This is a genomic window from Methylobacterium sp. Leaf123 (genome assembly GCF_001423405.1).
Taxonomy (GTDB): Bacteria; Pseudomonadota; Alphaproteobacteria; order Rhizobiales; family Beijerinckiaceae; genus Methylobacterium.
In genome coordinates, this window is the sequence record NZ_LMNS01000037.1 from 16,971 (window position 1) to 36,558 (window position 19,588).

General features: G+C 70.9%; 12 protein-coding genes and 5 pseudogenes. 8 read left to right on the forward strand and 9 right to left on the reverse strand.

Annotated features, from left to right (window positions below; translation table 11 throughout):
- Nucleotides 1-3: 3 nt before the first annotated feature.
- Together rbbA and ASF53_RS18865 are read right to left on the reverse strand one after the other, a co-directional pair.
- Nucleotides 4-2,751 carry a ribosome-associated ATPase/putative transporter RbbA gene (rbbA, locus tag ASF53_RS18860; RefSeq protein ID WP_056202111.1) on the reverse strand — a complete coding sequence of 916 codons (2,748 nt, stop codon included), beginning with the start codon at nucleotides 2,749-2,751 and terminating at the stop codon, nucleotides 4-6.
- Nucleotides 2,748-3,998 (reverse strand): HlyD family secretion protein, encoded by a 1,251-nt coding sequence (locus ASF53_RS18865; RefSeq protein ID WP_286134546.1) that lies wholly within the window; start codon nucleotides 3,996-3,998, stop codon nucleotides 2,748-2,750. The genes rbbA and ASF53_RS18865 overlap by 4 nt, the downstream gene beginning before the upstream one ends.
- A 289-nt stretch (nucleotides 3,999-4,287) precedes the next feature.
- On the opposite strand from ASF53_RS18865, the gene ASF53_RS18870 reads away from it, so the two are divergent.
- The 4 genes and pseudogenes from ASF53_RS18870 to ASF53_RS27020 all read left to right on the forward strand — a co-directional run.
- Nucleotides 4,288-5,031 (forward strand): CBS domain-containing protein, encoded by a 744-nt coding sequence (locus ASF53_RS18870; protein ID WP_056202560.1) that lies wholly within the window; start codon nucleotides 4,288-4,290, stop codon nucleotides 5,029-5,031.
- Between the two features lie 13 nt (nucleotides 5,032-5,044).
- Nucleotides 5,045-6,859, forward strand: coding sequence for a PHA/PHB synthase family protein (locus ASF53_RS18875; protein WP_056202563.1), 1,815 nt, complete (start codon nucleotides 5,045-5,047; stop codon nucleotides 6,857-6,859).
- A gap of 3 nt (nucleotides 6,860-6,862) precedes the next feature.
- Nucleotides 6,863-8,281, forward strand: coding sequence for a bifunctional enoyl-CoA hydratase/phosphate acetyltransferase (locus ASF53_RS18880; protein WP_056202115.1), 1,419 nt, complete (start codon nucleotides 6,863-6,865; stop codon nucleotides 8,279-8,281).
- Nucleotides 8,282-8,405: 124 nt separating this feature from the next.
- Nucleotides 8,406-8,513 (forward strand): annotated as a pseudogene (locus tag ASF53_RS27020) (hypothetical protein); the annotation flags it as partial.
- 178 nt (nucleotides 8,514-8,691) lie between these two features.
- Here ASF53_RS27020 and ASF53_RS18890 read toward each other — a convergent pair.
- The 3 genes and pseudogenes from ASF53_RS18890 to ASF53_RS27095 form a co-directional block, all read right to left on the reverse strand.
- Complete coding sequence (locus ASF53_RS18890; protein ID WP_353652182.1) at nucleotides 8,692-10,335, reverse strand: bifunctional aminoglycoside phosphotransferase/ATP-binding protein; 1,644 nt, start codon at nucleotides 10,333-10,335, stop codon at nucleotides 8,692-8,694.
- Nucleotides 10,332-12,921, reverse strand: a pseudogene (gene mgtA, locus ASF53_RS18895) (magnesium-translocating P-type ATPase). Before mgtA ends, ASF53_RS18890 begins: the two are co-directional and overlap by 4 nt.
- Nucleotides 12,922-13,141: 220 nt before the next feature.
- Nucleotides 13,142-13,288: pseudogene (locus ASF53_RS27095) on the reverse strand (phosphoketolase family protein); the annotation flags it as partial.
- Nucleotides 13,289-13,853: 565 nt separating this feature from the next.
- Here ASF53_RS27095 and ASF53_RS18900 point away from each other — a divergent pair.
- A complete protein-coding gene (locus ASF53_RS18900; RefSeq protein ID WP_286134547.1) occupies nucleotides 13,854-14,483 on the forward strand; it encodes a BON domain-containing protein in 630 nt (209 codons plus the stop codon).
- Nucleotides 14,484-14,533: 50 nt separating this feature from the next.
- Nucleotides 14,534-15,349, forward strand: a complete 816-nt coding sequence (locus ASF53_RS18905) for a universal stress protein (RefSeq protein WP_056202121.1) — start codon at nucleotides 14,534-14,536, stop codon at nucleotides 15,347-15,349.
- A gap of 67 nt (nucleotides 15,350-15,416) precedes the next feature.
- Here ASF53_RS18905 and phbB read toward each other — a convergent pair.
- From phbB to ASF53_RS25245, 3 genes and pseudogenes are all read right to left on the reverse strand, one after another.
- Nucleotides 15,417-16,144: pseudogene (gene phbB, locus ASF53_RS18910) on the reverse strand (acetoacetyl-CoA reductase).
- Nucleotides 16,145-16,158: 14 nt separating this feature from the next.
- Entirely contained in the window at nucleotides 16,159-16,485 is a 327-nt protein-coding gene (locus tag ASF53_RS18915) for a hypothetical protein (protein WP_056202124.1), read from the reverse strand.
- A 364-nt stretch (nucleotides 16,486-16,849) separates the two neighbouring features.
- A protein-coding gene (locus ASF53_RS25245; RefSeq protein WP_156635649.1) for an IS630 family transposase occupies nucleotides 16,850-17,910 on the reverse strand; the annotation gives its coding sequence in 2 pieces (ribosomal slippage) (nucleotides 16,850-17,424 and nucleotides 17,424-17,910; 1,062 coding nt in all).
- Nucleotides 17,911-18,008: 98 nt separating this feature from the next.
- Here ASF53_RS25245 and ASF53_RS27100 point away from each other — a divergent pair.
- A complete protein-coding gene (locus ASF53_RS27100; RefSeq protein WP_082482839.1) occupies nucleotides 18,009-18,239 on the forward strand; it encodes a winged helix-turn-helix domain-containing protein in 231 nt (76 codons plus the stop codon).
- Nucleotides 18,152-18,730, forward strand: a pseudogene (locus ASF53_RS18930) (IS630 family transposase); the annotation flags it as partial. The gene ASF53_RS27100 and the pseudogene ASF53_RS18930, both read left to right, overlap by 88 nt.
- Here the strand turns inward: ASF53_RS18930 and ASF53_RS18935 are convergent.
- On the reverse strand, nucleotides 18,731-19,492 hold the full coding sequence (locus ASF53_RS18935) for an ATP-binding protein (RefSeq protein ID WP_286134549.1): 762 nt from the start codon (nucleotides 19,490-19,492) through the stop codon (nucleotides 18,731-18,733).
- Nucleotides 19,493-19,588: the final 96 nt, after the last annotated feature.

Below are 19,588 nucleotides of genomic sequence, written 5' to 3' on the forward strand. Positions count from 1 at the left end.
TCCTCACTTCTCCTGCCCCCGCAGCATCGCGAGCGCGAGCAGCGTCAGGGCCGGCACGAACAGGGCGAGCCCGCCGATGGTCGGGGCGAGGTCGGAAAAGCCCAACCCCTTGGTGAAGGTGCCCAAGCACACCGGCAGGTAGTAGCTCATCGGAAAAAGGTCGCCGAGGATGCGGCCGACGCCCGTGAGCGAGGAGACCGGTACCAGCATCCCGGCGAACATCGTGGCCGGCAGCACCGTCAGGATCGCGGTGCCGAACAGGGCGGCGATCTGCGTCCGGGCGAAGGCCGAGACCAGCATCCCCCAGGCCGTGGTCGCGAAGACGTAGATCAGGGTGGCGAGCGCAAGCGTCGGGAAGCTGCCCCGCAGTGGCACCCGGAACACGACCAGCGCGAGGCCGACCATGAGCAGGAAGTTGACCATCGCCACGCCCGCATAGGGAAGCTGCTTGCCGAGCAGAAATTCGAGCCGGGTGAGTGGGGTGGCGTAGAGGTTGACGATGGAGCCGAGTTCGCGCTCGCGCACCACGGCGAGCGCCATCAGGATCGCCGGGATCAGGGCGAGCTGGAGCGCGATCTGGGCCGGTACCATGGCGTAGATGCTGTCGAAGCTCTGATTATACTTGAAGCGGACCGCGATGGCGGCGGGAGCCGTGTCGTGCCGCGCGGGCGACGGCGTGAGTGCCTGCTCATGCAGCGCGCTCAGGTAGCTGCGCACGGTCTGGGCCACGAAGGGCCGCGCACCGTCGATCCGGGCCGAGACCTGGGTCGGGCGCCCGCGGGCGAGGTCGCGCCCGAATTGCGGCGGGATCTCCAGGGCCGCCGCGATCTCGCCGCTGGCGAGCCGGCGGTCGAGGTCGGCCTCGTCGGTGAGGGCCGGCCGCTCGGCGAAGTAAGGGGAACCGCGCAGGGCTTCGAGATAGGCGCGGCTGGCGGGCGTCCGGTCGCGGTCGAGCACCGCGAAGCTGAGCCGGTCCACATCGGTGGAGATGCCGAAGCCGAACACCAGCATGAGCAGGCTGGTGCCGAGGACGGCGAAGCCGAGCCGCACCCGGTCGCGCAGGAGTTCGAGCGCCTCGCGGGCGGCGCAGGCGGCAAGCCGGCGCGGGCTGAACAGCCCGCCCGCCTCCGCCCCCCGCGGGGCGCGAGCGGCGGCAAGGTGTCCGGAGGTCTCGCCGCGGGCCGCCGCGGCCTCCTTCAGGAAGGCCACGAAGGCGTCTTCGAGGTCGGCCGCACCCTTGGCGGCGATCAGGCCCGCGGGCGTGTCGGTGGCAAGCACCCGGCCGGCATCCATGAGGGCGATGCGGTCGCAGCGCGCGGCCTCGTTCATGAAGTGGGTCGAGACGAAGATCGTCACCCCCTGGCGCCGGGCGAGGTCGGTCAGGAGCGCCCAGAACCGGTCGCGGGCGCGCGGATCGACGCCGGAGGTCGGCTCGTCGAGGATGAGCAGGTCCGGCCCGTGCACGATTGCGACGGCGAGCGACAGGCGCTGGCGCAGGCCGAGCGGCAGGTCGCGGGCGAGGGCGTCGGCATGGGCCTCCAGGCCGCAGGCGGTGAGCAACTCGGCGATCCGGGCTCGCGCTTGGGCCGGCGAGAGACGGAACAGCCGGGCGTGCAGGGCGAGGTTCTGCCGGACGCTCAGCTCGGCGTAGAGCGAGAAGCCCTGCGACATGTAGCCGACGCGGGCGCGGGTGGCGCGGTCGCGCGGGTCGAGGGGGCGGCCGAACAGCAGCGCCTCGCCCGCGCTCGGCGGCGTGAGCCCGGTCAGCATCTTCATCGTCGTGGTCTTGCCGCAGCCGTTCGAGCCGACGAAGCCGAAGATCTCTCCGCGCCGGATGGTGAAGCTCGCCCGATCGACGGCGGTGAAGCCGCCGAAGCGGCAGGTCAGGTCGCGCGCCGTGATGATCGGCTCGCCAACCGGAGGGTGGGGCAGGGGGGCTTCGGGCAGATGGCCATGGGAGAGGCGCGCGGTGGCGGGCGCCTCCCGTGGGCAGCCGGTCAGGACGGCGAAGGCGGCCTCGACATCGGCGGTGCCGGTCACTTGCAAAAGATCGGCCGGCGTGCCCGCGGCGACGACCCGCCCGGCCTCCATGGCGACGAGAAGGTCGAAGCGGGCGGCCTCCTGCATATAGGCGGTGGCGACCAGCACCGAGAGGCCGGGATGACCCGCTCGGATGCGCCCGATCAGGTCCCAGAACTGGCGCCGCGCCAACGGATCGACGCCGGTGGTCGGCTCGTCGAGGATGAGCAGGTCGGGATCGTGGATCAGGGCGCAGCAGAGCCCGAGCTTCTGCCGCATCCCGCCCGAGAGTTGACCGGCTGGCCGCTCAGCAGAGCCGGAAAGCCCAGTGCCGGCCAGCAGCAGCCCGATCCGCTCCTCCCGCTCCGGACCGGGCGGCCCGAACAGGCGGGCGAAGTAGAGCAGGTTCTCCCTCACTGTCAGCTCGGAATAGAGGTTCCGGCCGAGCCCCTGCGGCATGTAGGCGATACGCCCGCGGAGCACGGCGCGGTGCGCGGCCCGGCCAACCTCGCCGCCGAGCACCCAGGCCCGTCCCGCCTGGATCCGCCGCGTGCCCGCCAGGATCGACAGCAGCGTGGACTTGCCGACCCCGTCCGGCCCGATCAGCCCGACGATCCGGCCCGCAGGCAGCGCCAGCGAGACACTCTCGAGGGCCGTGCGCCCGCGGTAGCGGTGCGAGAGGGCGGCAGTGCGCACGAGCGCGTCCGCCTCGACCGCGAGCGCGCCCGTCACGGGCCCGCCGTCGGCGGGACGGGCGCCGGAACCGGAGCCGGGACGAGCCGCGCAGGCCAGACCGCCTCGGGATCGAGGCGCACGACGCCGATCCCCGGCAGGCCGGTGCGTACCAGCGCCTCGCGCCCACGCAACCGCTCGGGATTGACCCGCAGACGGACGCGGAACATCAGCTTGTCCCGTTCGTCCCGCGTCTCGACGGCCTTGGGCGTGAACTGGGCCCGGTCGGCCACGAACACCACCTTGGCCGGGACGACGCAGTCTGTGTCGGCGTCGAGCACGATGCGCGCTTCCGCCCCGAGGCTCGCGCGCCCGGCCTGCGCCGTCGGCAGATAGACGTCCATGTAGAGGTTGCCGGCATCGAGCATGGTGAAGACGCGTCCGCCCGCGGGCAGCACCTCGCCCTCGCCCGCGACGCGGTACTGGATCGGCCCGTCGCGGGGCGCAGTCAGCGCGTTGTCTGCGATGGTTACCCGGTAGAATTCGACGCTCTGGCGCGCGGCCTCGCGGGCGTGCCGGGCCGCCTCAACGCGAGCCGCGGCGGCGTCGCGGCCCGCGGCGGCGCCCTCGGCGTTGCGCTGGGTCACGAGCAGGGCGTGCTCGGCGACGCCAACCCGGGCGCTCGCGGCGTTCTGCGTCGCGAGCGCGCCGTCGAGCGCCTGCTGACGGGTGTCGAGCATCTCGTGCGTGGCATAGCCCTTGGCGACGAGGGGCGCGGTGCGGGCGACCTCCTGCCGGGCGAACCGCACCCGACTGCGCTCCAGTTCGAGGTTGGCGCTGGCCTCTTCGACCGCGCGCCGGGCCTGGGCGACGCTTGCCACGGTGGCCAGCACTGCGCTCTCCTGCTGGGCGAGCGCCTTTCCGGCCTCCTCGACGGCACCGTCGGCCTGCCGGACCAGGGCCTCCGCCTGGCGCATCTGCGCCTCGACGTCGCGGGTGTCCATCACCGCCACGACCTGGCCGGCACGCACGCTGTCACCCTCGGTGGCGAGGAGGCGAGCGACCCGGCCGGCGAACTTCGTGTCGATGTCGATCTGGTCGGCTTCCAGCCGCCCATTCCCCTGGACGAAGCCCGCCGGCAGCTCCGGCGGGCGGGCATGCCACCAGATATAGCCCGCCGCCGCCGCGGCTAGCAGGACCGCGGCAAGTGCGACGAGCGGCAGGATCGGCCGCTTCCGGGGAATGCCCTCCGCAGCCGGTAGGGCGACGAGGGCCGGGGCCGGGACGCTGCCAGGATCGGTCGGCACCGCCCATCCGGGATCTGCAACGCCCGTCGACCGAGCCTCGATGAGCGCGTTCCCGGCCGGAACGGTGTCGCGCGCAAATGTGTCGGGGGCGTCCGTCATGCAGCCGGCCTCTTGCGGACCCGGACGGGGGACGGCTCGGGCACGGCTCCGCGAATGGAGCGATCCGGCCGTGCCCATCTAACGACCGGCCCAGTCCCCGGCCTTTGATCTGGATCAGCGTCGGCCCTTCGAAGTCCCCTAGCGTCCGGGCTTGCACCGCGGATTCCGGCGGCATCAGGAGGTCACGGCGATGACGGCATTGCACGTGCGAGACGTGATGACGAGCCCGGTGGCGAGCGTTCCGCTGAGTGCTCGTATGGAGCAGGCTCTGGGGCTGATGCTTGAGCAGCCGGTCGGCAGCCTGCCGGTGCTCGGGACGGACGGTAGCGTCGTCGGCATCCTCACCGAGGGCGACCTTCTGGCCCGAGTGGAACTGGGCACGACAGGGCCGAAGCCCGGCTGGGTCCAATACCTAGCTGATCCGGGCCGGCTGGCGGAGACTTACGTGCGCGAGCACGGACGGCGGGTCGCCGACGTGATGTCGCGCATGGTCGTCACCGTCGCGCCCGAGACGGGAATCGACCAAGCGGCCGCGCTGATGACGCGGCTGCGCATCCGCTCCCTGCCCGTCATCGAGGCCGGACGCCTCGTCGGGATCGTCACACGCACGGATCTGCTGCGGGCCCTGCAGGCGGCCCTTCGCCGAGCCGCGGCAGCGCCCCCCCGCGACGACGCCGCGATCGGCGTCGACCTAGAGGCGGCCTTCGCCGAGGCGGGCGTCATCCCGGCCGGGAACATCGCAGTCTCGATCGAGGACGGTGCCATCACGCTGCGTGGGCTCCTGGCGGACGAACGCGTCTGCCGGGCGGCCTGCGCCGCAGCCGAGTCGGTGCCCGGCGTGCGCAGCGTCCACGACCGGCTGACCCGGATCGATATGAGTACCGGCCAGCGCGCTCGATCGAGCGCCGGCATAGATGCCGGACGCGCCGCCTGACGGGTTGTCGACGATGCTCGAAACCGACGAGCGTCCCCTGCCGCGTGCGGATCCGTCTCCGGACGGCGCAGCCTGGTCGGAGGCACGCCCCAGGCTCGAAGCGGCAGCGTCCGCCGACGACGAGCGCGATCTGCACGCGGTCGGCACCGCGATCGACGAGGCGTTCCATGCGGGCGTGGCGCGCCTCACCGTCGGGCTGTCCCCGGCCGCGCTCGCCGTCGCCTGGATGGACTGGGGCATCCACCTCGCCTTCTCCCCCGGCAAGCGGGCGGAGGTTACGGCCAAGGCGGTCCGTAAGGGCGAGCGGCTCGCGGGCTTCGTCCTGCGAAGCGTCTTGCAGAAGGGGGACGCGAAGCCCTGCATCGTGCCACTGCCGCAGGATCGGCGCTTCGACGATACCGCTTGGCGGCACTGGCCCTTCAGCCTCTACGCTCGGAGCTTCCTGCTCGCGCAGCAATGGTGGCACAACGCCACGACCGATGTGCCCGGCGTCGATCGCGCGCACGAGAACCTCGTCGCCTTCACGGCGCGCCAGTTGCTCGACGGGATCGCGCCGTCGAACACGGTGGCGACCGATCCGGTTGTGCTCGAAGAAACGTTGCGCAGCGGCGGGGCCAACCTCGTCGAGGGCTGGCTCAACACCGCCGAGGACGTCCGGCGCGTCCTCACCGGGCAGGCGCCCGTCGGCGCCGAGGCGTTCGCGGTTGGGCGCGACGTCGCCTCGACGCCGGGCCGGGTTGTCGCCCGCACCGGCCTGATCGAGCTGATCCAGTACGCGCCCGCGACCGTGGCGGTGCGGCCTGAGCCGGTGCTGATCGTGCCGGCCTGGATCATGAAGTTCTACATCTTCGACCTCTCGCCCGAAAACTCGCTCGTCCGCCATCTCGTCGCGGCGGGATTCTCCGTCTTCATGATATCCTGGCACAATCCCGGTCCCGCCGACCGGGATCTCTCCCTCGACGACGACCGGCTCGGGGTGATGGCGGCCCTCGGCGCCGTGGCGGCGATCCAGCCGGGGCGGCGGATCCACGCGGCCGGCTACTGCCTCGGCGGCACGCTGCTTTCCATCGCCGCCATGGCGCGGGACGCGGACGGGCGGCTCGGCTCGCTCACGCTGCTGGCTGCGCAGATCGACTTCACCGAGGCCGGGGAACTGACCCTCTTCGTCAGCGAAAGCGAGATCCGGTTCCTCAAGAGCCTGATGCGCACCACCGGCACCCTCGACGCGCGCCAGATGGCCGCTGCGTTCCGGCTCCTGCGCTCGAACGACCTGATCTGGTCGCGGAGCGTCAACAGCTACCTGCTCGGCCGGCGCGAGCCGATGACCGACCTGACCGCCTGGAACGCCGACACGACACGGATGCCGGCGCGAATGCAGTCCGAGTACCTGCGCCGGCTGTTCCTCGACAACGACCTCGCCGAAGGCCGCTTGCCCGCAGGCGGCCGTCCGGTGGCGCTCACCGACATCCGCGTGCCGGTCTTTGCGGTCGGCACCGAGCGCGACCACGTGGCGCCGTGGCGCTCGGTGTTCAAGTTCGGCCCGCTGACCCATTCGGAGGTGACCTTCCTGCTCGCCAGCGGCGGCCACAACGTCGGGATCGTCAGCCCGCCGGGGCACCCGAACCGGCATTACCGCGTGCAGACCCGCGCGGCGCACGACCCCTACCTCGACCCGGACCTCTGGATGCGCACCGCACGGCGTGGGGACGGCTCATGGTGGCCGAAATGGACGGCATGGCTCGCCGCCCGCTCCTGCCCGCCGGAGGCGCCGCCGGATTGCCCGGCCGATCTCGACTCGGCGCCGGGCCGCTACGTGCTGGAGAGCTGAGCCGTGGATGCGCTCCATTTCATCGAGAACCGCCCCTTCGCCGAGATCGCGGTCGGCGACACGGCGGCACTCACGCGGACACTGAAGGCTCAGGATCTCACCCTGTTCGCCCTCGCCTCCGGCGACACCAACCCCGCCTACGTCGATGCGGACTACGCCGCCGGCGACCGCTTCCACGGCATCGTTGCCCACGGCCTGTGGGGCGGCTCGCTGATCTCGGCGGTGCTGGGCACGGTTCTGCCGGGACCGGGGACGGTCTACCTCTCGCAGTCCCTGCAGTTCCTGTTCCCGGTGAAGGTCGGCGAGGCCGTCACCGCGCGGGTCACCGTGCGCGAGCGGGACGCGGCCCGAGCCCGGCTCGTCCTCGACTGCGTCTGCATGAATGGACGGGGCGAGGCGGTCATCACCGGCGAGGCGGAGGTGATCGCCCCGACCGAGAAGGTGCGCCGGCCCCGCGTCCTGCTGCCGGAAGTCCACCTGCACGAGCGCGGGGCGCATTGGCGGCGCCTTGTTGAGGCCGCCGCCGGGCTGACGCCGATCCGCACCGCGGTGGTGCATCCTCGCGACGCGCTTTCGCTAGCGGGCGCGCTCGCAGCACGGCGGGCGGGGCTGATCGAGCCCGTCCTGATCGGGCCGCCCGCGAAGGTCGAGGCGGCGGCTATCGCCGCGGGAGAGACGCTCGACGGGATCGAGCGGGTCGCGGCACCCCACAGCCACGCCGCGGCCGAGCAGGCGGTGGCGCTCGCCCGCGCCGGGAAATTAGCGGCGCTGATGAAGGGCGCGCTCCACACCGACGAGATCCTGGCCCCCGCCCTCCACAAGGTGACGGGGCTGCGCACCGAACGGCGCATGAGCCACGTCTACGCCCTCGACGTGCCTCACTACCCCAAGGCGCTCTTTCTGACGGACACGGCGGTCAACATCGCGCCGACGCTCGCGGAGAAGCGTGACATTGTCCAGAATGCGATCGACCTGTGCCGGGCGCTCGGCCTCGCGCTGCCCAAGGTCGCGATTCTGTCGGCAGTCGAGACGGTGTCGATGCGCCTGACCTCGACCCTCGACGCCGCCGCCCTGTGCAAGATGGCCGAGCGCGGGCAGATCGAAGGGGGGCTCGTCGAGGGGCCGCTCGCCTTCGACAACGCGGTCTCGCGGGAGGCCGCCGCCGCCAAAGGCCTCGCCTCGACGGTTGCGGGCGACGCCGACGTGCTGGTCGCGCCGGACCTCGTCTCGGGCAACATGCTGGCCAAGCAGCTCATCCATCTCGCGGGCGCCGACGCCGCCGGGCTGATCCTCGGCGCGCGGGTGCCGATCGTCCTGACGAGCCGGGCCGACCGCACGGGGGCGCGCGTCGCATCCTGCGCGCTGGCGCAAATCTTCGTCCACCGGGCGCGGCCGGTCGCGGGCGAGGGTGCGACGGCGTGACTGTGGCGATCCTTGCGCTCAGCGGCGGCTCGTCGAGCCTGAACTTTGCGCTCTATGCGGCGAACGGGCTGACGCTGCTGTGCCGGGCGCCCACCAGACCGACAACCTCGCCGCGGTCCGAACGGTGGCGGCGGCTTGGCCGGGCCTGCCCCAGGTCGCTGACTTCGACACGGCGCTCCACCGCACCCAGCCGCCCCTCGCCAAGCTGTTCGCGTTCCCCCGCGCGCTGAGCGACGACGAGCTCGTGCGCGACGGATTCTACGGCCTGTCCTACCAACACGTTGCCGACGTTTTGCCAAGCCTCGCAGGCGGAGGGACGGATTATCGCCGCCCATCTCGGGCGCGTTCGATCCGGACCTTAACACGGCGGGCGAGACCCGGATCCGCCGGGAGGGATCGCGGGTCGCGGTCTACGTCGTGCCGGCCAAGGGGGAACTGCCGATCGCCCGGGCTGCCATGGAACTGCTATCGGGCGCCTGAGCGTCGTCGGGGCGGACGGGGGAGGGCGGGCTGCCGAAGAACGCCGCGTCGTCCGCCTGGAGTGAGGCGAGCAGCGTCTCCGGCGGGAGCGTCGCGTCGAGCCGGCGCCACGTCATCGGCACGCAATCGCGGCGCATCTGAGCGGCCAGGATTGCGGGCGTGGCGTCAGAGGGATCGTCCCGCCGTGCCTCGATTCGGGCGCGCAAGGTCTCGACCGGTCCCTGGAGCCAGACGCCGCGGAACGACGCGCCACGGGAACTTGCCAGCGCCGCGACCGCCGCGCGCTCCGCAGGGCGGTCGAACACTGCGTCGAGGATCGCCGACGCTCCGCCCGCGAGCACCGCCCCGGCCTCGGCGCGCAGGGCGGCGTAGACCGCGTCCGACCTTTCCGGCGCGTAGGCCTCGGCGGGCAGCCGAGATAGGGGCGCGACGCCGCACAGGCGTTTGCGGACCCGGTCGCTGCTGACGATGCGGGCCCCCGGCGGCGGCCCGAGCCCAGGTGCGAGCGCGGCGGCGAGCGTCGATTTGCCGGTTCCGCTGAAGCCCCCAACCGCCAGGAGATGGGAGGATGTGTCGGCGAGGAGCCGCCGCGCGAGGGCGAGATAGGCTCGTGCCTCACACGCCAGCGACGCCTCGGCCTCCCCGCCCATCCCCACGGCCTGACTCGCTGAGACGTGGGCACGGATCGCCGCCCGCATCGCCATCAGGAACGGTATCAGGCCGGTATCCGCCGCCTCGTCTGCCGGTTCCTCGACCGCGTCGAGGTAGCAGTTGAACAGGAGGTTGGCGAGGTCGGCCCGCTCGCGGTGGCACAGGTCCATCAGCACGAAGGCGAGATCGTAGAGCACGTCGATGGTCGCCAGCCGGTCGTCGAATTCCAGCGCGTCGAAGGGCGTGGGCACGCCCTCGAACAAGCATATGTTGCGAAGCGTCAGGTCGGCGTGGCAGCGGCGCACCCGCCCAGCTGCGCGCCTTGCGTCGAGCCGCGCGGCGTGGCGGGCGAGCCGGGCCCGGAACGCGCCCCTCAGCGCCGCCGCCTCCCCCTGCGAGACGAGGCCGCTCGCGCGCAGGCTGAGATCGTTTAGGGCGATCAGGTCGAGGATCGCCGCCGCGCCGCCCTGATCCCGGCTGACCGGCGCCCTCGCGTGGAGAGCGGCGAGGCGGCGGCCGAGATCGGCGACGAGGGCCGGCGTCAGCCGCCCATCCCGGACCATCCGGTCGAACAGATCCTCCTGTCGAAAACGGCGCATCTCGACCACCGCATCGACAAGGACGCCATCCCCGTCGAGGGCGAGGCTCCCGTCGGCTGCGCGGGTGATTCGACGGACGCCGCGATAGAGGCCCAGCGCCGCCCGGCGGTTGACGGCGAGTTCTGCCTCGCAGGCGTGCAGACGCTGCTCCGGGGTCAAGAAGTCGAGATAGGGGAGGCGGACCGCCCGTTTGAGTTTCAGCGCCCGATCCCCTGCCATCAGGACGACGGAGACATGCGTGCCGATCTCCTGCACGGCCTCCCATCCCCCCCTCACGGCCGATAGGTGCTCGATCAGGAAATCCCGCGTTTCAGACTGCATCATCGCGAAGGCCCCACGGTCGTGTCCAGGTGCGGCGCGGGCGTGTCGGCGGGTGCGGCCGAGGCGCCGATGGCGAAGGGCTTGATCGCCTCGGCGGCGGCGAGATAGGCGATCGTGATCGCCGCGATCGTGACCAGCATCGCGGGTGGAGGCGGCTCGAACCCGAGCGTGGGCCCCAGCGGGGTGAACGGCACCGCGAGCGCGACGGCGAGCGCGACGAGTGCGGTGGCGGCCAGCGCCGCGCTCGGCCGGTCGCGCCAGAATCGCCCGCGGGTGCGGATGACGATGATCACGAGGATCTGCGTCGCCATCGATTCGAGGAACCACGCGCTGCGGAACACTTCCTCGTCCGCACCGAAGACGAGGAGCAGCACGGTGAAGGTGAGCCCGTCGAACAGCGAGGAGAGCGGGCCCATCACCGCGGCAAAGCGCAGGAGCGCCGCCATGTCCCAGGCCTGGGGCCGCGCCACACTCTCCGGGCGCACCCGGTCGAACGGGATGCCGACCTCCGACAGGTCACAAAGCAGGTTATTGAGCAGGATCTGCATCGGCAGCATCGGCAGGAAGGGCAGCGCAACCGAGGCCAGGGCCATCGAGAGCATGTTGCCGAAGTTCGAGCTGGCGCCCATGCGGATGTACTTGAGGATGTTGGCGAAGGTCCGCCGACCCGCCGCGACGCCCGCCGCCGCCACCTCCAGGTCGGGCGCGAGCAGGATCATGTCGGCGGCGGCCTGCGCGACGCCGCTCGCGCCCGCGACCGACAGGCCGATATCCGCCGCCCGCAGGCCCGGCACGTCGTTGATTCCGTCGCCGAGAAACCCGACCACCTCCCCGCCGGCCTGGAGCGCCTCGACAATGCGGGCCTTCTGATCGGGGGCGAGCCGCCCGAAAGCATCGACCCGGCGCACCTGCACGGCGAGCGCCGCGCCGCTCAGCGCCGCGACCTCCGGGCCCGATTAGGCCGGCCAGCCGCCGGACCACGACGGGATCGTCGCCGGACAGGATTTTCACCCGCACGCCCGCTGCGGCAAGGTCCGAAAGGGCCGCCGCGGCGGTGGGCTTGGTCGGGTCGGCGAAGGCACACAGCCCCTCGAAAACGAGATGCGCCTGCGCCGCGTCGGACCGCCCGACGGCGGGCCGCGCGGCCACTGCGATGCTGCGCAGGCCCTCCTCCGCCAGGACCCGCACCCGCGCGAGGATCGCCGCGCGCTCGAACTGGCCGAGGGGCGCCGCGCCCGCCCCATCCCGCAGGTCGGTGCAGCCATCGAGCACCGCCTCGGGGGCGCCCTTGACGATCAGGAGCCGTCCGTCGGGCCCGTCCGCCAAGACCGCACCGGTCCGGCGCCCGTAATCGAACGGCTTCTGCTCGATCAGCCGCCACGCCCCGGCCGGGTCCGCGTCCGCCCGGATGAGGGCGGCGTCGAGGGGCGAGCGGTCGCCGCCGAGGGTCGCCGCCACGGCGCCGAGCCTGGCCGGGCGCGGGTCGTCCGTCCCGGCGGGGCCGAGGCTGCGCGCGAGCGCGGCCGAGGTCAGGGTACCGGTCTTGTCAGTGCACAGAACCGTCATCGCGCCTAGATCGTGGATCGCCGCGAGCCGCTTCACGATCACCTTCTGCCTCGCCATGCGCAGGGCCCCGCGGGCGAGTGTGACGGTCGTGATCATCGGCAGGAACTCGGGGGTGAGGCCCACCGCGAGCGCCACGGCGAACAGCAGCGAATCGAGGAACGGCCGCCCCAGCGCCACGCGCACGACAAGGACGCCGAGGACGAGAGCGAGCGTCACCCGGGCGATCAGCAGCCCGAAGGCCCGCAGATCACGCTGGAACGGCGAGGGGCCTTCCGCCGCGCTCAAGGCCGCGGCGGCGGCGCCGAACACGGTCGCGCGGCCGGTCCCGGCGACGAGAGCCAGGGCCTGCCCGCTCTGGCCCACCGCTCCGCGGAAAAGGGCGTTCGAGGCCTCCGCTGGGCTCTTCGCGCAGACGGGGCCGGGATGCTTCTCGACTGGATAAGGCTCGCCGGTCAGCGCGGCCTCCGCCGCGGTGAATCCCGTGCTCTCCAGGATCAGGGCGTCGGCGGGCACGATGTCGCCCGCGCGCACCCGGATCAGGTCGCCCGGCACGAGGCCCTCGACGGGGACCGCGCGGAAGCTGCCGTCGCGCCTAGCCTCCGCCGTGAGCGCCACGGAGCGGCGCAGTGCCTCGGCCGCGCGGACCGCGTGGCCCTCCTGCAGCGTTTCGAGGCCGATCGAGAGCGAGAGGATCGCGATGATGATCAGGCCCCCGACCCAGTCACCGGTGAAGACCCAAAGGCCGCCCGCGGTGATCAAGGTGAGGGCGAAGGGTTCGAGCAGCCGGCACAGGACGGCCCGCACACCGCCGCCGGGCGGGGGCAACCGGTCGGCGTTCGGCCCATAACGGGCGAACCGCCGCGCCGCCTCCGCTGCGGTCAGGCCGTCGAGCCCGCATCCGAGCCGGACTGCGAGGGCGGCGGGCGGACAGGTCCAGAACGCGGGCGCGGACGGAGCCGGCCCAGAAGGCGACGCCTCCCCGCGCCTTTCGTCGATGGCCCCTGCGCGCGCCCCGTCCGGCATCGGCTCGACTCCCATCGGTCCGGACCATCGTTGGCCGCGCGGCGGCCCCGCGCCTTGATCCGCCGCAATGGTGACAGCGAACCAGCGGTCAGTGGGCCAGGAACGGCGGCCTCACACCCACCCTCCACGGTGGTGCCGACGAGGATGTCGCGCAGGGCCGCGAGGGGAGATAGATTCGCTGACATGATCTGCCTTCGGCTGAGCGACGTCAGCATCCGGCAGGCCCGTCCATAAGGTAGATCTGCCCGACCGACAGGTAGTTTGCCGCGCGCCAAAAGGCGCCGATCCGCTCCAGGTCCTGCGCCGTCAGGGGGCCGGCGAAAGGTTCGGATCCTGGTCGAGGCCGTGGACAAAACCGTAGCGGAATCCCGCTGATCCTGACCTGTGATCGGTCCCGTGCGCCTGCGGCGCCTCCCTCTCGGCTTCGCGCATGCCGGCCTCCTGCCTCGAACTTACGGCGGAGGATGTGCCGGACGCCGCGCCGGGCAGCGTTGAGATGGATCAAGGCGTGGCCGGTGCGCCGATCCATGATGCGTCTCGCCGGGGAGGACGGCATTCGGTACGGCAAAGACGAAGGGAGGAGGCCTCGTTGATCCCAGGACTCACATTCAGGCCGTACACCGTCCCATGCGCCGCCGAGCGCTCCGATGCAATCCTTCGTAATCAATAGCGGAGAGATCGCGGACAACCGCTGCTGGAGCATTCACCTGCCGGAGCGCCGGCTCTCGCGCTCCTGGCCTCGGTGGCCGCGCTGACGCTTCTCTGGCTGGTCATCTGTCGCCTGACGGCGGGGAGCGCAATCGGGAGATCTAGAGCCGTATCCGACCTGATGGCATCAGGCCGGCGTCTCTAGGCCCTTGTTTTGACGCGCATTCTTTCGACGAACCGGCGACCACTTCGTCGCAATGCGCTCTAGCGACGGACGACAGGACATGCGCCAGCACGTGATCGATGCGCTGGGGTTCGCCCGGATGGTCGATGCGACGCGGATCGGCGTCACCGTGAGGGATGGCGTCGTCACGCTGAGCGGACACGTCCCGAACTATGCCGGAGAGGGAATTGCCGAGCGCGTCTCCCTGCAGGTTTGCGGCGCGCGTCGTGATGAACGCCGCAGAGGTCCGCTACCCGGACAATTCCAGCGTCGGCGACGACACCCTGGCCGAGTGCTACGCCAACGTGCTGCGCTGGGACCCGCACGCCCCCAACGATGCCGTGCGGGTGAAGGTCGAAAAGAGCTGTGTCACGCTCACCGGCAATGTGCCGTTCTATCATACAAGCCGGAGATCGGACTCGCGCTGCGGTGGCTCGTCGGCGTCACCGACATCGTCAACATGATCGCGGTGCGGCCTCCGGCGCGGCCAGACAACGTGAAAGCCAGGATCCTGGCGGCGCTCAGGCGTAGCGCGAAGGACCCCGACACGATCCGCGTGAGGGTGGAGGGCGACCCGGTGATCCTCGACGGCATCGTCGATGTCCGGCACGAACGCGAGATGGCGGAGCACGCCGCGCGGTCCGCCCCCGGCGCAGCCGCCGTCGAGGACCATCTGACCATCAGTGGGTAACGGTTGAACTGCGGTGAATACATTCCAGCCCACGACGTCCGGAGGCGGTCATGACGATTTCCAACATCATGGTCTCGCTCGATCTCGCCGCCGCCGCGGCGGACCGGGTTCAGCTCGCAGCGGGCCTCGCCCGGGAGTTCGAGGCGCGGCTGACCGGTGTCGGCGCCTGCCAGTTCCAGGGCTTCATGCCGGTCGGCGACGTGATCGAGGTGCTGCACACCTACGAGGTGGAGGAGCGGTGCACCCGCGAGCGCCTCGACGAGGCCAAGGCCCTGTTCCGGCGCGCCGCCGGCACCGAGGTCGAGACCGCGTGGCGCTCGGCGCTGGCGCGGCCGCTGGATCATCTCGCCGAGCAGAGCCGGGCGGCCGACCTCGTGGTGGTCGCCCGCCACAGCCTTGCCGACGGCGATCTCGGCCCGATGGGCATCCCCGTCGGTGCCCTGCTGATGGAGGCCGGGCGCCCCGTCCTCGTCGCGCCGCCGGGCATCAAGCGTCTGGAGGCCCGCCGCGCCATCGTCGCCTGGAAGAACACGCCCGAGGCGCGCCGCGCCCTGCACGATGCCCTGCCGCTCCTGGCGCGGGCCGAGACGGTGCAAGTCGTCACCATCGGTCCCGGCGCGCGCCGCGAGGGGGCCGAGGACGTGGCCATGCACCTTGCCGGTCACGGGATCACGGCGACCGCCCGCCCCCTCGCCCAGCCCGACATCAGCGCGGCGGATGAACTCATCCGCTTCGTGCAGCACGAGGGTGTCGACTTGGTCGTGATGGGCGCCTACGGTCACAGTCGCCTGCGCGAATGGGTGTTCGGCGGGCTCACCCGGGACATGCTGCAGCTGATGCCGGTCTGCTGCCTGATGAGCCACTGATCCATCGTCCGCCGGATGCGGCCGGCCGGTAGGACGGGCCGGCCCGCATCGACGCTACATCGATGCCTCACGGACAATACTGCCCACCGTTGATGGTGAGGGTCGAGCCGGTGATGAAGCCGGCCTCGTCGCCGACGAGGAATTCGACCGCGCGGGCGATCTCGTCGGCCTCGCCGAGGCGGCCCACGGGGATCGTCGCGATGATCCGGCTGCGGATTTCCTCCGGCACGGCCATCACCATCTCGGTGGCGATGTAGCCCAGCGCCACCACGTTGACCGTGATGCCCTTGCCCGCGCTCTCCTGCGCCAGCGCCTTGGCGAAGCCGATCACGCCGGCCTTGGCGGCGGAGTAGTTGGTCTGGCCAGCCTGACCTTCTGGCCGTTGATCGACGAGACGATGATGATGCGGCCGAAACCGCGCACGCGCATGCCCTCGATCAGCGGCCGGGTCACGGCGAACATCGAATCGAGATCGGTGCGGATCACCGCATGCCACCGCTCGAAGGTCATCTTGTGGAACAGGCCGTCGCGAGTGATGCCGGCGTTGTTGACCAGGATGTTGATCGGGCCGAGTTCTGCCTCGACCGCCTTGATACCGGCCTCGCAGCCCGCTGGATCGCCGACGTCGAACTTGAACACCGGGATGCCCGTCTCGGCCTCGAAGGCGTGGGCGGCCTCGTCGTTGCCGCCGTAATTGGCGGCGACCTTGCAGCCCTTCTTCTTCATGCGCTTGGCGATGGCGGCGCCGATGCCGCGTGTTCCGCCCGTGACGAGGGCGACCCGTTCCCAAGCCATGGGTTGCTCTTGCGTCATCCCTTGCTCCGGGGCCGGCCGGATCCGCGCGGCTTGGGAAGGACGACGGCTTCGGTGCTGGCCGCTTGCGCCGGCCCGTGCCGCTGCTCCGCGGTGGTGTCGGGGACGCGGTCGGTCCGCCTTTGATGGCTGTCCTGCCACAGGGCATCGGCCTCCTGCAGCGCGACGCGCCCCTGCTTGAGGGCAAGCGCCCGATCCGGGGCAGACCAGGGCGCGCGCCGGACGATCCGCCCGTGCCTCCGGACGGACCACCCGTAGCGCGACGGGTCGTCCACGCTCGCCTCGATCGCGAGCGTCATATCGTGCAACCGTTCGACGATCATGGGCTGCGTCCTTCTCGTTCGGGCGATTGTTCCCGGAACCGGAGGCGCATTCGTTGATCTGGCTCAACGTGCGGCGCTCGCGCCGACCCTGGGATGACCCCTTCAAATTCAGGAGGGTTGCATCATGGCGGTCACGTCCTTTCCCGCAGCGCAGGCCCGGCCGCGGCGGCGGGCGCAGGTGCGCAAGACCACGCCGCTCTCAACAATCAAATAATACAAATCAAATGATACAGAAAATATGCCGCAAATATTAGACAGGAAACGTCAAGGTTCCTATAAGTATTTTTGCTTATATTCGAAGACATACCGGTAGTTCCGCCGGACGGAGGCACGAGAGATTCCCACTTATACCAATCGGCATGGTTTATAACCGACAGGCCCACTCGCGCAGTCCAAGGGACATGATTGTCCAGGGTTGTACGATCAACTTGTTCCAGGCCTCGCAGCACTGATCGAGGATGTCCTCGTAGGTGTCGAAGATCCGGTCGCCGAGCCAGTTGTCACGCATGAACTGCCAGACGTTCTCGACCGGGTTGAGTTCGGGTGTGCAGGGTGGCAGCGGCAGCAGGGTGATGTTGTCGGGCACGACGAGGTCGTGGGCGGTGTGCCAGCCTGCGCCATCCAAGATCAGGACGGCATGGGCGCTGGGCGCAACGCTGCGGCTGATCTCGACGAGGTGCAGGTTCATCGCCTCGCTGTCACACCGGGGCAGGACGAGCCCAGCGCCCTTGCCCTTCTCGGGGCAGATCGCTCCGAAGATGTAGGCGGAGGCCGTGCGCTGATCCTTCGGTGCCGAGGGGCGTCTGCCCTTGCGAGCCCAGCGCCGGGGCGCCGTGTTTTTCTGGCCGACGCGGGCCTCGTCCTGCCACCAGAGTTCGAGTGGCGTGCCGGCTGGCAGCCGCGCGCGGATCACGCTCACGTGGGCGGGGAGGTTTTTTTAAACGCCGTCAGGGTCGCCGGGTCCGGCTGGTGATGACGCGGGCGGGCCGACAGTTTGGCATAGCCCATTCGCTTCACCTCCCGACCGACGCTGCTCTCGTCGAGACTGATGCCGAAGCGCTCGAACAGCCAAGCCGCCAAATCCTTCAACCGCCAGCGCACCACACCGTGCCGTTGCAGGTCCGGTCCTTCCTCGATGGCGTGCGCCAGGGCCTGTCGCTGCGCATCGTCGAGCTTGGGCCGCGGGCCGGGCTTCTTGCGCTCGATCAAACCGTCCGGCCCGGCCGCATTGAAGGCCAGCACCCAATCGCGCACCGTCTGCAAGCCGACCACGCCGATCCGCGAGGCCTGGGTGCGACTTGCGCCCTCGTAGATCGCAGCCAGCGCCAGAAGACGCCGGCTCTGACCAGCATTGCGGCTGGTCCGCGCCAGACGCCGCAGGGCATCGGCATCGAAATCCGCGCGCAGGCCCACGGCCTTCGACATGGCAAACCCCCTGGCTTGCCACATCGAATCACACCTCCCGCCCCCTCGTAAACCCGTGAGTCCTCAGCCACACCGATTGGTATAAGATCGCCGCCTGGATGGCCCAGGACCTGGGGCTCGTCTCGGTCTACCCGCAGCGGGCCTGGGATGCGCTGCAGGCGCTCGGCTGGTCGATCCAGGCGCCACGTCCCAAGAACCCGGCGGCCGCCGGACCCCAAGAGCAGGCTGCCTTCAAAAAAAACTCGCCGCCATCCTCGCCGAGGAAGAGGCACGCCAGCCCGGCTGCCCAGTCACGCTCTTCTGCACGGACGAGCACCGCATCGGGCTGAAGCCTGTCACGCGCCGGGTCTGGGCGCCGCGCGGGCAGAGGCCGACTGCCCTCGGCCATCATCGCTACGAGTGGCTCTACGTCACGGCCTTCGTCGCGCCGGCCACGGGCGAGAGCCATTGGTACGTCGGCAATGGCGTCTCCAAGCCTCTCTTCGAGCGCCTGCTGGCCTTGTTCGCCCGCGAGGCCGGCGCAGGTCCACAGCGCACGGGCATCCTGCTGCTCGATGGGGCAGGCTGGCACACCGAGTCAGGATTGCACGTGCCCGACGGTCTGCGGCTCGTCTACCTGCCGCCCTACACCCCCGAACTCCAGCCTGCCGAGCACCGCTGGCAACTCATCGACGAACCCATCGTCAATCAGCACTTCAATCGGCTGGCCGAGATCCAGGACCGCATCGAGCAACGCTGCCGCGACCTCGAAGCTCAGCCCGACCTCTTGCGAGCCAACACACTCTTCCGCTGGTGGCCACAACCGCGCAGACCGAACTGATCAACCGGAAACCGTATCACGCCCGAGGATCAAGAACCCTCCGGTTGCCCACCCCCGCGCCGTTCCGGTCAGAGTCACCGAGTCGGTGGCGCCTGCCATGGACAGGACGGCGGGCTTCAGATCGAGGACCTCGCCCAGGCGCCGGGCGAACCGCGTCTTGCCGCCGCCAGGCGGTCCCCAGATGAGGACCGGCGGGATGCGCATGCTTTCTTGCGATGCGAGCGGGCTCAGTAGCCGATCGATGAGGCGCTCGGCGTGGGGGAACTCGGCTAGCAGCTCAGCCCGCGTCGCCGCGAGGTTGGCCGGGGGCGGGACGAGAGGCAGGCGCTTGCCAATGATCGCTTCAGCCTCCTTGACCGGGTCGCCGTCGCCCTTGCCGGCCTTCTTGACGTGGCTGACGTCGCCGACGACGACGAGCCTGGGCGCCAGCGGCGGGTCGCCATCGCCATGTGTCGAGCCGTCCTCGTTGAACCAAAGGACGCCGAAGTCGGGCTCCGTGCGCGTCACCGGGGGCGCCTGCCGCACGACGCCGGCGCGGTCCTCGGCCACAGCGGCGCAGTCCTCCGGGTCGTCGGGCGCCGACGCGCCGGGCTCGGGCGCGTCGATCGCTTCCTGCACGAGGGAGAGTAGGGGGATGAGGCGGCGAGCGTCGCGGTCCGCCTGCCAGATCTGGAGATGGCGGCTCTCCTGGATGTAGCCCCGCACGTCGACCGGCGGCACGTGCAGGTCGGCGACGTGGAGATAGTCCAGCATCGACAGCATGAGGCCGTGCGTGACCGGATCGGCGAATCCCGTCGGCCGCCCGCGCCAATGCCGGGCGCAGAGCACGGCGCAGCGTGCCGCTGCCCGCTGGCAGCC